Source organism: Brevibacillus sp. AY1 (assembly GCF_029870785.1).
In the GTDB taxonomy this organism is placed as follows: domain Bacteria; phylum Bacillota; class Bacilli; order Brevibacillales; family Brevibacillaceae; genus Brevibacillus; species Brevibacillus invocatus.
Map to the genome: position 1 here is coordinate 1 of NZ_JAFLPN010000059.1, position 15928 is coordinate 15928.

Annotated in this window: 15 protein-coding genes and 1 pseudogene; 15 read left to right on the forward strand and 1 reads right to left on the reverse strand. The window is 48.9% G+C overall.

Translation table 11 applies throughout. The annotated features are described in order from the left end of the window. The first annotated feature begins 150 nt into the window (after positions 1-150). The 7 genes and pseudogenes from JZI27_RS23300 (at position 151) to JZI27_RS23325 (ending at position 7077) form a co-directional block, all read left to right on the forward strand. Positions 151-1077, forward strand: a complete 927-nt coding sequence (locus JZI27_RS23300; RefSeq protein ID WP_280209538.1) for a DMT family transporter — start codon at positions 151-153, stop codon at positions 1075-1077. A gap of 90 nt (positions 1078-1167) precedes the next feature. After that, complete coding sequence (locus JZI27_RS23305; RefSeq protein WP_280209539.1) at positions 1168-1740, forward strand: helix-turn-helix domain-containing protein; 573 nt, start codon at positions 1168-1170, stop codon at positions 1738-1740. Between the two features lie 279 nt (positions 1741-2019). Then, positions 2020-3054 (forward strand): tripartite tricarboxylate transporter permease, encoded by a 1035-nt coding sequence (locus JZI27_RS23310; RefSeq protein ID WP_280209540.1) that lies wholly within the window; start codon positions 2020-2022, stop codon positions 3052-3054. 5 nt (positions 3055-3059) lie between these two features. Continuing rightward, positions 3060-3930, forward strand: a pseudogene (locus JZI27_RS23315) (hydroxymethylglutaryl-CoA lyase). A 166-nt stretch (positions 3931-4096) separates the two neighbouring features. Beyond that, the gene (locus JZI27_RS23320; RefSeq protein ID WP_338075408.1) at positions 4097-4762 is read left to right on the forward strand and encodes a tetratricopeptide repeat protein; all 666 of its coding nucleotides are present in this window, start codon (positions 4097-4099) and stop codon (positions 4760-4762) included. Between the two features lie 115 nt (positions 4763-4877). Continuing rightward, a complete protein-coding gene (locus JZI27_RS24950; RefSeq protein ID WP_338068311.1) occupies positions 4878-5000 on the forward strand; it encodes a GNAT family N-acetyltransferase in 123 nt (40 codons plus the stop codon). 364 nt (positions 5001-5364) lie between these two features. After that, complete coding sequence (locus JZI27_RS23325) at positions 5365-7077, forward strand: methyl-accepting chemotaxis protein (RefSeq protein WP_280209542.1); 1713 nt, start codon at positions 5365-5367, stop codon at positions 7075-7077. 79 nt (positions 7078-7156) lie between these two features. Here the strand turns inward: JZI27_RS23325 and JZI27_RS23330 are convergent, their stop codons facing one another. Continuing rightward, a complete protein-coding gene (locus JZI27_RS23330) occupies positions 7157-8647 on the reverse strand; it encodes an NCS1 family nucleobase:cation symporter-1 (protein WP_122909314.1) in 1491 nt (496 codons plus the stop codon). Between the two features lie 201 nt (positions 8648-8848). On the opposite strand from JZI27_RS23330, the gene JZI27_RS23335 reads away from it, so the two are divergent. From JZI27_RS23335 to JZI27_RS23370, 8 genes are all read left to right on the forward strand, one after another. Continuing rightward, positions 8849-10471 carry an ATP-binding protein gene (locus tag JZI27_RS23335; protein ID WP_122909313.1) on the forward strand — a complete coding sequence of 541 codons (1623 nt, stop codon included), beginning with the start codon at positions 8849-8851 and terminating at the stop codon, positions 10469-10471. Further along, positions 10455-11153 carry a response regulator gene (locus JZI27_RS23340; RefSeq protein ID WP_183185064.1) on the forward strand — a complete coding sequence of 233 codons (699 nt, stop codon included), beginning with the start codon at positions 10455-10457 and terminating at the stop codon, positions 11151-11153. Before JZI27_RS23335 ends, JZI27_RS23340 begins: the two co-directional genes overlap by 17 nt. A gap of 140 nt (positions 11154-11293) precedes the next feature. After that, on the forward strand, positions 11294-12349 hold the full coding sequence (locus JZI27_RS23345; protein WP_280209546.1) for a tripartite tricarboxylate transporter substrate binding protein: 1056 nt from the start codon (positions 11294-11296) through the stop codon (positions 12347-12349). 57 nt (positions 12350-12406) lie between these two features. Beyond that, the gene (locus JZI27_RS23350) at positions 12407-12874 is read left to right on the forward strand and encodes a tripartite tricarboxylate transporter TctB family protein (RefSeq protein WP_280209548.1); all 468 of its coding nucleotides are present in this window, start codon (positions 12407-12409) and stop codon (positions 12872-12874) included. Positions 12875-12887: 13 nt separating this feature from the next. Further along, positions 12888-14414: a tripartite tricarboxylate transporter permease gene (locus JZI27_RS23355; protein WP_122909309.1), complete on the forward strand. Its 1527-nt coding sequence runs from the start codon at positions 12888-12890 to the stop codon at positions 14412-14414. Positions 14415-14523: 109 nt separating this feature from the next. Then, positions 14524-15117, forward strand: a complete 594-nt coding sequence (locus JZI27_RS23360; RefSeq protein WP_280209551.1) for a GNAT family N-acetyltransferase — start codon at positions 14524-14526, stop codon at positions 15115-15117. A gap of 78 nt (positions 15118-15195) precedes the next feature. After that, positions 15196-15621, forward strand: a complete 426-nt coding sequence (locus tag JZI27_RS23365) for a DUF3054 domain-containing protein (RefSeq protein WP_280209552.1) — start codon at positions 15196-15198, stop codon at positions 15619-15621. 62 nt (positions 15622-15683) lie between these two features. Then, a complete protein-coding gene (locus JZI27_RS23370; protein ID WP_276330114.1) occupies positions 15684-15815 on the forward strand; it encodes a hypothetical protein in 132 nt (43 codons plus the stop codon). The last annotated feature ends 113 nt before the right edge of the window (positions 15816-15928 follow it).

The following is a 15928-nucleotide window of genomic DNA, read 5'->3' on the forward strand; positions in this document are numbered from 1 at the left end:
TGGTTGGGAAGCTGAAGATTTCATTCAGAATACTTCGACAAATCACAAACACATTTTTTATGCAACGCTAGTGCGTTGCCATTATCTGTTCTGTTTGGACACAACTGTTCTATTTCCTTCTGATTATGATGGAAAAAAGGAGGAGTAAGCATGATTTTGTTCCAATATTTCCTGATGTGCATGATTTTCGGCACGACGTTTTTGGCTATCAAAGTGGGTATAGATGCGGGTGCATCCCCATTTTTCTCGGCAGGCATTCGATTTTTCCTCGCAGGGGTTATCCTGTTTATCATTATGGCGTGGAAGGGAAGGGCAACTGTATCCATTCTGCTACGCAAAGAAATGTTCCTGACTGGAATGGGGCTGACTTTTGGGGTGTTTGCCAGCCTGTATTGGGGAGAGCAGTATGTAAGCTCTGGGATCGCGGCTGTCCTGTCCGCGACGGCTCCACTGATCATTCTACTGCTTCAATCCGGTATTTCACGTCAAAAGCTGTCTACTCTTTCCTGGGCAGGCTGCTTCATCGGGCTTGCCGGTGTCATCTTGCTGCTTTTGCCCGGTGTTACGGTGACATTTAGCATGCTTTGGATTGCAGGCTGCACCGTGATTTTATTTGGTCAAATCTTTTTTGCGGCCGGGACCGTATACTCCCGTCGTGTGGCACAACAATTTCAGGAAGTATCGCCGATCACACTGAATGCCGCACAGATGATGTATGGAGGGGCGATGCTTCTTGTATTATCGTTGATCACCGAAGATGTCCACATGGCTTCGATGTTGGCTCCAAATGCCCTCCTGTCGCTTTTCTACTTGATCATCGTTGGCTCCATGATGGGGCATAGCATCTTCTATTGGCTCGTCGCCAGAACCAATCCAGTATTTCCAGCCACCTGGCTGTATGTCTCACCATTGATTGCACTGTGCCTGGGAGCCTTACTCTATCATGAGCCGATTTCATTCCTATCGCTGCTAGGAGGAATCACGATTGTCTTCGGAATCGTGCTGATCAACCTGAATAGTCTAAAGCAGCTATGGAGCAAGAAACGGGCAACCACTCCAGCAGACAATAAGGTGTAGCTGCAGTGAATAGCAGCTGATGAGGTGAATGGTATTCAACTCTGTTGATCATTTTTTTCTCAATGGCTATAATCAATGCAGGAATGAATGATGAAGGGGTTGTTTGGCATCGAGTTGTCGGAGATTGGTAAGCGAATTCGGAAAGCAAGATTAGGCAAAGGGTTTACACAACAAGAATTGGCGGATCGCTGCGGCTTTACCAAGAGTCTTTTGTCCAAAATTGAGAATGGACAAACGGCTTCAGCGGTAGCGACCTTGTCCAAAATTGCAGAGCATCTGGATACCCCGTTGGCCTGGTTCTTGGAAGAAAATCGGGATGAACATCTTGTGCTGTCGCCATTGTCAAAGCGGACGATGAAGATGGGAAGCAAGGAAATGGGGTATTTGTATGAAATATTGGCAAATCGCTCCAGATTCAGCAAAATCGAGCCCGTGCTGGTCACGGTTCCACCGGATATGACGGTGACGGAGCCTTTTACGCATCCCGAAGAGGAGTTTATCTACATCGTGAGTGGGACCATCATTCTGTTTTACGATGGGGAAAGGCATGTCATGGGAGAAGGGGACACTGCGTATTTCTCAGGTATGAAGCCGCATATCTTTCTTCCGTTCAATGAACAGGAAGCAAAAGTGTTATCCATCTTTATTCAACCGTCCAGCTAAAGGCTAGTTACGCTCGGCGCCTTATAAGTCAAAAAGCCAGTTCTAAAACGTGATGTTTTAGGCTGGCTTTTTGCGTTTTCTGCATGCGACCTGAATATTACGAATAATACCCCATTTACACAAAGCAATTCGTGTAGTAGTATAAGTTCATTTAACAAAGTTGAATCACATGAAACCAAGGTGACTGGGGTGATCCTTTCTTTGTAAGCGCTATTTTTGGGCGGATCGTAAGCAATAGAGACAAGGAAAGAAAAGACAGATAGAGTAGGAGAAATCACGATGACAACGACGAGAATATCAGGATTTTATCGCAAAACACCACAGGAACGCCTTGGTCAATTCGCAGACTTTTTCAAATCTGCTTCGGGTTTGATCTTCACCCTCGCTGCTGTGCTGATTGCTTACTTCTCCAAGGGGAAATGGGTCAGCATTGCAATGATTATTCCGTTTGCCTTCTTTATCAGAAGCTTGGACCAGTTCAGCTTTCAGATCGTGGAAAAGCACTTGAGCATCAGCTTCTTCCTAGGAATCGCGATCGGCCCGATGTTCTATGATCTGCTGCTTTCCATGTCTTCCAGTGCAAGAGGCGGACTCATCCGCAACTCGCCAAAAGAGTATCATCTTGCACCAGAGGTACGTGCATGGAAGGGCTTTTTCCCGAATCCATTCCGGGTACTGACAGGCAGACAAACCGCGCATACATCGATCACTTCCTTTATCTCTTCGTTGACGTTTGCATTCAGTCCAGTCGGGATGACCTCCCTGATGGGGGAAATCGTCGGCTCGCGTAATAAAGGCGTGTATAAGAAATCGACTTCCAGTCTGGCAGCAATGAATGGTGTCACTGAGTCCACTTATATTGCGGAAGCGATCATTCCGTTGTTGGCTTTCGGTATCCCGCTCAGTCCTGTTGCTCTGGGACCTGCTGCACCGTTGTTTAATGCACCGCCTGTCTTTACCAGTGATCCGGTCAACAATCTGCACAACCTGCTGACACCTTGGGACTTCTTCTTGTACGGATTGATCGGTCTGGTTATTGCAACTGCGATCGCGTATCCTTTTGCCATGAATTACGCGCGAACAGCTACTGTGTTTGTCATGAAAAATATCAGCCAAGAAGCCATCGTCGGAATGTTCGTCGGTTTGGCTTGCCTGCTTGCTTTCCATGAAGCGCAGCTGGTGGGTGTCATGCTCGCTCTGACTGTCGCAACCTTGGGTGGCTTGCTCAACCGTGTATTGGGTGTAGGAGCAGGTGTGCAGTTCATGATTTTCTATGGATCGACGTATATGATGACAACTTTACTGGGAGCGTAAGCCGAATGGATATCTCATCGAGAAAGATAACGGTCAAAGAAGTCGGTCCGCGTGACGGTTTGCAGAATGAATCGGTTTTGGATCAATCAACTCTCTCATACCGGTGTCAGCTACATCGAGATTACTTCTTTTGTGCATCCCAAATGGATACCCGCATTGTCAGACGCCGTAGAAGTCGCGCAAGGCATCGAGCGGGCTCCGGGGGTAACCTATGGAGCGCTTGTTCCAAATGCCAGAGGGCTGGAGAGAGCCTTGCTGGCGAATATAGATGACGCCGCTGTGTTCATGTCCGCGAGTGAAACACATAACCAAAAAAACATAAACAAATCCATCGAAGATACCTTCCCCATCTTAAAGGAAACGGCACAAGCTGCGCTGGCTGCCCAAAAAACAGTTCGCGGGTACATCTCGACTGTTTTTGGATGCCCGTACGAGGGAAATGTAAAGATCGATGCTGTGATTCGCGTGGCTGAAAACCTGCTGGAGATGGGAATACAAGAAATCTCGCTAGGGGATACCATCGGCATTGCTCATCCGAGACAGGTCCAAGAAGTGCTGGAAGTCCTGCTCAAACGTTTTCCTGCCGAAAGGCTTGCCATGCATTTTCACAATACCTACGGGATGGCCTTGGCCAATACACTGGTCTCGGTCGAAATGGGGATTTCCACCTTTGACAGTGCTGTAGGTGGCTTGGGTGGCTGTCCATATGCTCCTGGAGCTTCGGGCAATATGGCTACCGAGGATTTGCTGTACATGCTTCATGGAATGGGTATGACGACGGGAATCGAATCGACGAAAATGCTGGAAGCTGCGCGTTTTCTGCAAGGGAAGATGGGTAAGAAGTTTTCCAGTCATCAGATGCAAATAGGTGAATGAAAGAGAATGAGTAATACGAGGAGGGTGGCATCTCTTTGTGTTGCTCATTCTTTTTATTGACTCCCTATGGTTTACCTCCATATTGAAATATTTGACAATTGTTCTGAATAACTCTTATAGTTAGAAAGAAAAAATGCCAAGGATTGAGGGAAAACCATTGGGGAAAATGATTATTTTTTCGATCTTCTGGTGGCTGACTGGAAGTCCTTTTGTTGCGCTGATCATCATATTATTGCTGTTGTACGTGCTAGATCTTCGCTTTGTTCGGCTGCTTCCTGACATCACCAAGCCCTATCGGAGATGGCGCCGATTATCATTGCTGAAGAACCAGATACGTCTCAATCCGCATGACACCTCTGCAAAATTGGAGGCTGCGCGCTTGCTTATGGAAAAACGGCAGTATGCAGATGCGTTATCCTATTTGGAGGGCATTACGACGGTCATGCAGGATTCTCCCGAATACGTGTGCGACAAAGGGATCTGTTACCTGAAGCTGGGCCGTATGGAAGAAGGTCAGCAGTTGATTGAGCAAGCATTGAAGGCCAATCCACGGGTCAAGTACGGAGAGCCTTATCTGAGACTGGCAGAGGCCTATTCGAAGCAGCAGCAGTTGGAAAAGGCACTCGCGAGTTTGGAAGAACTGGCTATGATGAACATGTCGTCATGCGAGGTCTACTTCAAACTAGGAGACATGTATACCGAGCTTCACCAGAAAGAAAAAGCCAAGCAAGCTTACCGGGAGGCAGTCGAAGTCTATCGTGGCCTGCCATCCTACAAACGTCGTCAGGAAAGACGATGGGCGTTGATGGCATGGATAAAATCAAAGCTGTAAGATGTCTCAAGCGATCCTGATAGAGGATCGTTTTTTGCTCAGTTGTACCCATGTAAGAGCCGAGGGAGGTGTGCCCAGATGGAAAGCGTGAAGATCAAAGCCGTTATTCGCAGTCGTGGATGGGAAGGCAGCAGGATGTATTGCACTTCGCAAGATTGAAGAAGGAATATGTGAAATGAAACGACTCTATGTTCGAGAAGCATTTCGGGGGTATCAAATCGGCAAAAGGCCTATATGAGACTCGATACACTGCCTACGATGACCAAAGCTCAGGATCTGTATCGCGCATTTGGATTCTATGAAATTGAGCCTTATGTATTTAATCCAATCCAGGGAACGAGATTTATGGAATTAAAGTTGTCATGACAGATGTTTGATGAAGTTCGAAGGAGCCTGCCATGGATAACCAATGGAGGATATCGGAGCATGATTGTAGGTTTCGTTTCATAATGAAAAGGGAAAAAACCATTATGAGCCTAGTAACACACCGCTATTTGAAGTTCTTCCCACCTTTTTTGTCGACTGTAGCGGATTTACTTGGTAAGATTAGACAATATTCAACTCTTAATGGTTATTTTCACAAGGAAAGAAGGGTAAGAACGATGAGCATCATTCGCAACTTAAGTACCCGTGGCAAAATGGTTGTCCTAATCATCTCATTTTCCGTTTTTATGACTATTGTAGGCGGGATGGGGTACATCTCGCTAAAGTCTTCCAGTGAACAATTGGAAGCGATGTATGAGGATCAATTGCTGCCTGTAAAATGGATTAACGACTGGCGTCAAGAGATGCGAGCGATTGACAGCCTCGTGTACAAAATGATCCTGAATCCCGTACCTGACTTTTTAGAGGGCTACAAATCTGAATTGGAAGCGCGGAACCTAAATGCCATGCAGCTGTTCGAGAATTTGCAGCTGTCAAACCTGGATGAAGAAGAGCAGAAAAAGGTTCAGATGCTTCAAAGTCTGGTCACGCAATATCGAAGTGATCTGGTAGACGTGGTCAGCATGGTTGAAGATGGGAAGGTAGACACGGCCTACACCTTTTATCGGGCAACCGACAAGACACTGAACTGGATCAATGATGAGCAGCTGTCTTGGGCTAACTACCTTTCAGACCAAGCTGATCGGATGCAAACCGAGTATGCAAAGCAAGCCGAACAAACCATTCTGCTGCTGTTGATTATCGAAGCGGTTGCTTTGATCCTCGCCATCGCGCTCGGTGCTGGTATTGCCAGAATGATCAGCACCCCGCTGAGGGCTGTATCTCAGAAGATGGAGCTGTTGGCTCAAGGAGATCTTTCTGTCGAGCAAGTTACCCATATCGGGCGGGATGAAGTAGGAAAGCTGGGAGTGGCGTTCAACGGCTTGGTCATCAATTTGCGATCCCTGATCGAACAGGTGAAGGTTGCAGGAGAGCAGGTAGCTGCTTCCTCAGCCCAATTGTCAGCCAACGCTGAGCAATCCGCGCATGCGACAGAACGTTCGCTGGGCAGTGTTCAACAGATTGCCAGCTCCTCCGAGGTGCAAACCCAGCGCACACAAGAAAGCGTACGTGTCATGGAGGAAATGTCTATCGCTATTCAACGCATTGCGGATACAGCCAGTGCGGTTTCTGAGTCTTCCATCCAAGCAGCGGATGAAGCACAGCAAGGTAATGAGCATATTCAATCCGCCATCCAGCAGATGGAGTCGATCTCCACATCCGTCAATCAGGCTGCACAGCTGGTGCACGAGCTGGGTGTACGTTCAGAGGCGATTGGTCAAATCGTAGACGTAATCACGGGAATCGCTTCTCAGACCAATCTCTTGGCCTTGAATGCGGCGATCGAGGCAGCACGGGCAGGCGAGCACGGTCGAGGTTTTGCTGTCGTAGCAGACGAGGTGCGCAAGCTGGCTGAGCAATCGGACGAGTCGGCCCGAGAAATTGCTCGCCTGATCACGGAAATTCAACAAGAGACAACACATGTGGTAACCGTTATGAACGACGGTACTGTCGAGGCGCAGAAAGGTACTGCAATCGTACAGGAAGCAGGCGAGACCTTCCATCGAATCGTGGCCTCGTCACAAGTGGTAGCCGAGCAGATTCAGGAAGTATCGGCAGCGACGGAGCAAATGTCGGCAAGTGTGCAGCAAGTGGCATCCTCCATGGACGAAATGAACAATCTGGCTGCAGAAGCCGCCAACCATACGCAAAACGTCTCAGGCCATGCCAATGAACAGCTGGAATCCGTTCAAGAAATTGCACGTTCCAGTGCGGATCTCAATGAACTGGCTCAGGATTTGCAAGAGTCGATTCAGCAATTCAAATGGTGATTCCGGGTCCTTGATCCTTTCACCACAAAAAAGACTGGCACCTCTATAAAGAGGCAGCCAGTCTTTTGCTTTGCATGACTCAAGAGGCGTGAGATTGTGTAGAGTGAGACGTGACTTGATCATACTGTTTGGCAGAAACGATGGACGCATTCCCTTTCATGACCCAGGTGTAGATTGCAAGTGAGATCAGCAAGCCAATCGTCCAGGCATTGTCCCAAACGATCGTAAGTCCAGGAATGTACTTGCAGATGAACGGAATGGCAATCCCGATCAGCATGGCCCAAAGGGCGTGCATGTTGTAGCCGCTTTTGTAGGAATAAATCCCGTTTGTCTTATAAAGCTCTGTCAAATGAATCCGTCTTTTGCGAACCAGCCAGTAGTCCGCTATGGCGATACCGTCGATGGGACCGAGGAGCGCTCCGTAAGTGCCCAACCAGAGGAAGATGTAATTGCCAAAGTTGTCGAGGATGTACCAGGGCTGCATGAGCAAGGAGACAAATCCTGCGATCAGAGCTCCGGTTTTATAGCTGAGACGGCGAGGCGCGAGATTCTCTACGGCACGTGCTGGGGCTACGATGTTGGCAGCCACATTCGTCGTCAAGGTAGCCAGCACAATCCCGATGGTTCCCAAAAAGATGGCGAATGGAGAGAATTTTGCCAGTACAGCTGCCGGATCCCAGATTGCTTCACCGTATATGACTACCGTAGCAGAGGCAACGGCTACCCCGATAAAGGAGAAGAAGCCCATCGTTGTCGGCAAGGAAGAGGATTGACCAATGATTTGTGCTTTTTGGCTTTTAGCGTAGCGACAAAAGTCCGGAATGTTCAACGCCATTGTTGCCCAGAAGGCGATTGCGCCCGTGAGAGCTGGGAAAAACACTTTCAAGAATTCCCCTGTAGTAGTGAATTTGGATGGTGCCGAAAGCATGGGGCCCCAGCCGCCTGCTTTAGTCAATGCCCATACCAGCAAGGCCAAGCTCATGATAATCAGCACAGGAGCTGCCCACGCTTCCATCTTTCTGATTGCTTCAGGCCCCCGATAAGCCACCCACACGTTGAGTGCCCAGAATCCGAAAAAGGCGATCCACAAGTGACCAGGGACGCTGCCCCAGTTGGTCATGGACATCAACAGCGTATCGATGGCTGCCCCGCCAAACCAACAGTTGATCCCAAACCATCCTGCTCCGATCAAGCCTCGGGCGACAGCAGGAATGTGCGCGCCTTTGGAGCCGAACCAGAGACGGGCAAATACGGGATAGGGAATTCCAAACTTGGTACCTGCGTGCGAATTGAGAAGAATGGGGATAAGGACAATACAGTTTCCGAGAATGATGGTACAAATGGCCTGCCACCAGTTCATGCCTAGTGAAATCAAGCCAGCCGCCATTGCGTAAGTAGGCAGACAAATGGACATACCAATCCACAGACTTGCGAAGTTGTAGCCACTCCAACTGTGTTCTTCCAATGTGGTTGGACGAAGCCCTTCATTGTATAGCGGGCTGTCCTTGACCAAATTTTCGCCTTCCTTTGTCAGAGTGACGATCCCATTTGTGTCGTGCTGTGTTTTCACAAATATCCCTCCTTTACTTGGACTGACGCTTACATTCGGACAACCGCCCAGTTTGTCTCGAATATAAGTTGGTAAAGTATATTGGGGGAGTGCAGACCTAATTCCAACATTTTCAAAGCGAGACTTTCGATGTCAAAGACGGGATTGGTGATATCGCTTTCTTTCCCTCTGGTGGTAAAATGAACCAGAGGTGAGACAATGATGACAAGGTCAAAGAGAGTTCGCCTCTCCTTTCAGACCAGAATGATTTTATTGATTACGTCTGTGATTATTGGCATTATCAGTGTAATTGGATTGATTTTTTCTTCTATTATTGCTTCTTCTATTGAGGAACAGGTAGGACGAAGAGCGTTAAGCGTCGCCAAAATAACGGCAAACGACCCAGAGCTTCGGGCGGCATTCTATGCGGAGAACCCCTCTGTGCTGATTCAGCCCATCGCAGAAAATGTTCGCATCCAGACCGATGCAGAGTTTGTCGTTGTGGGCAACAGGGAAGGGATTCGGTATGCCCATCCCATCGAGGATCGTATAGGCAAGGAAATGGTCGGAGGCGACAATGATTTGGGACTCTTGCATGGTCAATCGTACATATCCAAGGCAGTGGGCAGCATGGGACCTTCACTGCGTGGAAAAGTACCGATTAAAGGAAACGATGGAGAGGTTATCGGGATCGTTTCCGTGGGTTATCTGCTGGAAGACATCGAGAGTGCGATAGCCGATTATCAAGAAAAAGTGTTTTTGATCATGGGCATTGCTGTTCTGTGCGGCGTGGTTGGAGCGATTGCTTTAAGCCGTTATCTCAAGCGGGCGATCCTTGGTTTGGAACCGGAGGAGATCGCGGCCTTGTACGTCCAACGCAACGCCGTGCTGGAATCCGTGCGTGAAGGAATCGTTGCCATCGACAAAACCAACCAGATTACCATGATGAACAAAGCGGCGCTTCGTATTCTAGAGCTGCCAGAAGACGAAGTTCAGGGTAAGCAGATCTACGAGGTTTTGCCCGACAGCCGTATGCCAGAGATCCTTGAAACAGGGGAATACCAGCTTGACCGAGAGACACTGATCGGGGGCAAGGAAATCATCGTCAATCGCGTTCCGATCAAGCTGAGTGGTCAAGTTGTAGGTGTTGTAAGCAGCTTTCGCGCCAAGTCTGAAATCGACCAGCTGGCATCTGAGCTGTCCCAGGCACGACGATACGCGGATGTCTTGCGTGCGCAGACTCATGAATTTCATAATCTTCTGTATACGATCTCCGGTTTATTGCAGCTCGGTTCCATACAAGAAGCCGTCGAACTGATCACGAGCGAGACATCCTCTCAGCAGGAACTGATTCTTTTTCTCGCCAAACAAATTCCAGACCCGCTGATTGGAGCTTTGCTGCTAGGCATGCATAACCGTGCAAAGGAACTGAAAATTCAGTTTATGATCCATCACGACAGCCGCTTGCAAGAGCTGCCAGCCACGATCAACCGACAGCAGTTGATTGTGTTGCTCGGAAATCTGCTGCAGAATGCGTTGGAGGCTGTCAATGGAGTCGGCAGTTCAAAAAAAGTCGTGGAGTGCTATCTCTCGGATGCAGGGGAGGAAATCTTGTTTGAAGTGGAGGACTCCGGTCCCGGGGTGCCAGAAGAACTGTGGGAGCGGGTCTTTGAATACGGTTTTTCTACAAAGGAAGGAGAACAGCGTGGAATTGGTCTGTCTAAGGTACGCGGTATCGTAGAAGAGTTAGGTGGCTATATTCTCGTGGGCAAAAGCGAATGGGGCGGAGCTTTGTTCACCGTATCCTTGCCTAAAGATTGGAGGGGTAATCATGAAGAAGGTTGAAGTGCTGATCGTGGAGGATGATCTGCGCATTATTGATATCAACAGACGTTTTGTCAGTAAGGTTGAGGGCTTTGAAGTCATTGCGACAGCGACGAATGGAGCCGAGGCGAAGGAAATGCTTGCGTATACAAAGCCTCATCTAGTCTTGCTGGACGTCTATTTGCCTGACATGCTGGGATCGGAACTGGTCTGGCATATTCGTCAGCACCATCGGGATGTGGATATCATCATGATTACAGCAGCGAAGGAAATCGAGATGGTACAGGAGGCATTGCGCGGAGGAGTCTTCGATTACATCGTTAAGCCCCTCGTGTTTGAACGTTTTCGCGAAAGGCTGGAAAGCTATAGGGAGCATCTCTTGCGTACACGCGAGCTAGGAGAGATTGATCAGGAGGCAATTGATCGAATCCTGATGCGCAATCTAGCTGTAGGCAAGCCAAGAGAAGCACTATTACCCAAGGGCATTGATCTCCTAACGCTGGAAAAAGTGTTGAATGCCATCAAGCAGACAAAGGACACGGGTGTTTCTGCCGAGGAGATCAGCAAAGAGATCGGGACGAGTCGGACGACGGCCAGGCGTTATCTGGAGTATCTCGTCGTCGAGAAAAAGGCGCGAGCGGATCTGATCTATGGAACAGTGGGGAGACCTGAGCGGAAATACCGTTATGTTGCCTCCCCATAACGTGAACATAATGAACAAAAAGTACTTAAAATTCATAATAGGCTTTATGCACGAAAACTATTCTCCCGCACCTCTCGCATGTTACTTTTGAAACAGATTTGAAGGCGCTTACATGTATAGAAGGAAGAGGGGGAATTGCTTTGAAAAAGAGAAATCTGCTTCTAGCCGTGTCCAGCATCCTTACGCTGGCACTGGTCGCCTGTGGGGGTGGCGGGAATACAAACACGGGCAGTGGAACCACCGGAGGTTCTACGGGTACCACAGCCGAGCAGCCAGCATCCAAATATCCGGAGAAGCCCATCATCATGGTAGCACCGTCAGGAGCCGGCGGCGGTTGGGATAAAACCGCTCGGTCGCTCGGAAAAGTGTTGAATGAAAGCAAATTGGTGGAGCAAGCCATAACCGTTGAGAACAAGCCAGGCGGCGGCGGTGTCGTCTTCATGGCAGAGTATGTGAGCAAGGATAAAGGCAATGCGTATCGTCTCTTCGTCAATTCACCGCCCATTTTGATCAACCACAACAAAAAAGAAGGAAACAGTCCGTATGGGTATAAAGATGTCACTCCACTGGCGCAAATGACAAAAGATTTTGGTGCTGTAGTCGTTCGGGCGGATTCACCTTATCAGGATCTGAAGAGCTTGCTTGAAGCCATCAAAGCAGATCCGAGCAAAATCACGTTGGCGGGCGGATCCGCACCTGGATCGATGGACCATCTGATCAGTGTCTTGCCAGCCGCGAAATACGGAATCGATCCGAAAAAGGTCAAGTACGTCTCCTATGACGGCGGCGGAGAAGCTATTGCAGCACTCTTGGGCAATAATGCTGACATGATTGCTACGGATGCTTCCGGAGTCACCGAATACCTCAAGGCAGGAAAAATTCGGGTGCTGGGTGTAACGTCTGAGGAAAGACTCGGTGGAGAACTGAAAGACATCCCTACGTTAAAAGAACAAGGAATCGATGCAACCTTTAATATTTGGCGCGGAGTGTTTGGCCCGCCAGATATGCCGGCAGATGCCAAGGCGTACTGGGAGGGCAAGCTGAAGGAGCTTTCCGAGAGCGATGCTTGGAAAAAAGAGCTGGAAGCGAATGGCTGGGCAAGTGAGTACAGAGGTTCAGAAGATTTCACGAAGTTCCTGAACGAGCAGGACAAATTGGTAACCGAGCTGCTCACATCGCTGGGGATGTCGAAATAAGGAGCGAAAGGAGAGGGGAACTCCCTCTCCTTTTTCAACCAAAGGAGGGTCCATACGGTGAACCGGACATTTGACCGATACAGCAGCATTTGCTTTGCGTTGGTAGGCATTTTGTTTGTGGTAGAAAGCCGCAATATTTCTACAAGCGCTTACGGGAGTGAAGTGGGGCCAAACATGTTTCCGCTGGGTTTGGGATTGATTCTGATCCTGCTCAGCTTGCGCCTGTTTTGGGAGTCCAGCAGAAAAACGGCAGGAGATAGCGCCTCCGGGAACGTGGCACAGCTTCAGTACAAACGATTTTTTATTATGTTGGCAGCTACATTTCTCTATGTGTTTTTACTGGAACCGATCGGCTATATCCTCACGACATTTCTCTTTTTATTCATCTCCTTCCAGATTATGGGGAGCAAGAGCTACCTGAAGACGACCTTAGTCTCTTTGTGCTTTTCCGTAGGTGTCTATTACGTGTACGTCAACTTGCTAAAAGGAACCTTGCCAGGTTTTCCTGTCTGGTCAGGCATGTAAGGAGGACAATGAGATGAGTGCCATTCAATACTTGGCTGACGGTTTTTTGATTGCGTTACAATGGCATAATGTGATTTACGCATTTATCGGCGTGTTGATTGGTACAGCAGTAGGCGTTCTGCCCGGAATTGGTCCGATGAGCGGTGTCGCCTTGCTGATGCCCGTGACGGCTTCGTTGACCAGTGGCCTTGAGCCGGAGCACGCAGCGGCAAGTGCGTTGATCCTTTTGGCGGGCGTGTACTATGGCGCGATGTATGGAGGTTCGACCACCTCGATTTTATTAAATACACCAGGGGAATCTTCTTCTGTCGTGACGACCTTGGACGGGTATCAGATGGCCAAGCAAGGACGGGCAGGCGCAGCGCTTTCCATCGCGGCGATTGGTTCCTTTATCGCGGGCTTGTTTGCACTGGTTGCGCTCGTATTTCTAGCTCAGCCTCTATCCGATCTCGCTTTGCAATTCGGACCAGCTGAATACTTTTCGCTTATGCTTCTCGGGCTCTGTGCGGTTAGCGGACTGGGCGGCAAGTCGATGACGAAAGCACTGATCATGACGGTAACCGGACTTCTCCTGGCCACGATTGGAATCGACAACGTATCAGGAGTAGCACGCTTTACCTACGAGATTCCGAATTTGTACCAGGGCCTGGAGTTTCTGACGATCGCTGTCGGTTTGTTTGCTCTGGGTGAAGTGTTCAAAAGCATCATGGAAAATGACAACTCCTCAACACCGGTGATCAAGGTTGGGCGAATTTTGCCAACTGCCCAGGATCTGAAACAAAGTGCGGCACCGATTGCGCGTGGTTCCATCCTTGGTTTTTTTGTGGGTTTGCTGCCGGGCGCTGGCGCCACATTGGCATCTTTTTTCTCCTATATATTGGAAAAGAAATGGAGCAAAACCCCGGATCGGTTCGGTAAAGGAGCGATTGAAGGGGTAGCAGGACCCGAATCCTCCAACAACGCAGCTTCGGGTGGAGCCATGGTACCGCTGCTGACGCTCGGGATTCCGGGATCGGGTACAACGGCGATCTTGATGGGTGCACTCCTCATGTACAATGTTCAGCCGGGGCCATTGCTGTTTTCGGATCATCCACAGGTTGCATGGGGTCTGATTGCCAGTATGTTTATCGGAAATGTCATGCTGCTTGTCCTCAACATGCCCTTGGTTAAAGTGTTTGCAAAAATCATTGAGACACCGCCGCATTTTCTGATTCCGTTGATCATTGCCATCTCCGTGTTTGGTGTGTACGCGGTCCAAATCACCACCTTTGATCTCGTCTTGCTTGTCCTATGCGGGATACTCGGCTATTACCTGAGCAAAAATGACTTTCCACTGGCACCTCTCGTCCTTGGCCTGGTCCTTGGCCCGATGATTGAGAATAACATGCGCAGAGCTTTAACGACCTCCAACGGAGATTTCATGATCTTCTTGACGAAACCGCTATCGCTTATTTTTTTGGCATGCGCCCTGCTTTGGCTGATCATTCCACTGATTTTGAAATGGCGAGGAAAACAGGTTGTGATCAATGAGGAAGCATAATGAAAGGATAGCTTGACAGATTCAGCTCTCCCCATTATCCTTTAAAAAATTTCGGGCTACTGTTCTGCCGAGAAGATCAGGCAGTACACCGAATTTAAGGAGAATGGGTATGCTGCAAATCACACCAGTCATTTTGGAAGGAAAACGGGTACGTCTGGAGCCATTGCGTCAAGGCCATGCAGAAGGGATATGGGAGGCTGGACGACATGAGTCCATCTGGACCTATATGTCCAAAAAAATGGAATCGTTCCAAGATGCCGTCGCCTTTATCAGTACGGCGATGGACAATGAGGCAAAAGGTACGGAGTTGCCTTTTGTGATCATCGACAAGAGAGACGAAAAAATCATTGGCAGCACGCGCTTCATGGCCATTTCAGTCAGGGACAAAGGGCTGGAGATCGGTCATACCTGGTTGACTCCATCCGTGTGGAAAACAGCGGTGAATACGGAATGCAAGTTTCTGCTTCTGAAGCATTGCTTCGAGGCATTGGGGTGTATTCGGGTTCAATTGAAGACAGATCTGCGCAATCACAACTCTCAGCGAGCGATTGCCCGGATCGGCGGGGTAAAAGAAGGAATTTTGCGCAGCCACATGATCGTACAAGACGGATATGTCCGTGATACGGTGATGTTTAGCATCCTGGATCGTGAATGGTCTGGGGTGGAGGAGAAATTGCAAATGTATCTGTTTGGTGAATCATGAGCGACTTGGATTGTAGGGAAACACGCTGCATGTGTACAATAGAGAAAATGAAAGCCTCCGCTAGAAAAGAGGGTGCACATGAGACTGCGAATTTCGCCGGCAGGCTATGTATTGCTGGTCGGGGATCTGGTCGCGTTTTGGCTGTTTATCTACTATGGGAAGCTGCTTCACCGACTGCCTGCTAATTTCCTCGGTATTTTGGAAACATTGATGCCGTTTTTGATCGGTTGGCTGATCGCTGCGTTTGTGTTTCGCAGCTATGGAAGGAAGACATACGGGAATGGCTGGAGACTGCTCCTCTCCACGGTGCTGACTTGGACTTTGGCTGCACCGATTGGTCTGATACTCCGCTCCATTTGGCTGGGTGCTCCAATGACCTGGATTTTTTCCCAAGTCACCTATCTGATCACGCTGGCTTTTTTATTGGGCTGGAGAGTCCCTTACGCCATCATTTATTCCATGAGAGGACGCTTTCGTCGAATGGAGACGAGGCCGATCAAATGAGTAAAGAGAGGACAACTGGTTACGCTATCCTTTGATACTTAAAGCAAGGGAGGTGTACACAGATGGGCAAGAATAACAACAGCAAGGACCTGGGGAAGAACCGTGGGAAAACATTAGACGAAAATGACAAGAATACAAACCTTCGCCAATCGCATCACAACGATCGCAACGAAGGGACCGGTAAGAACCAGTAATCACTCAGCGGGCAGGCTGTCGAGATAATCGGCAGCCGCTTTTTGGTGTGCCACGCATGGCGATTAACTAGGTGGTGAAAGTCCACTGTGGGGGTTTGTAGTTACCAACCACT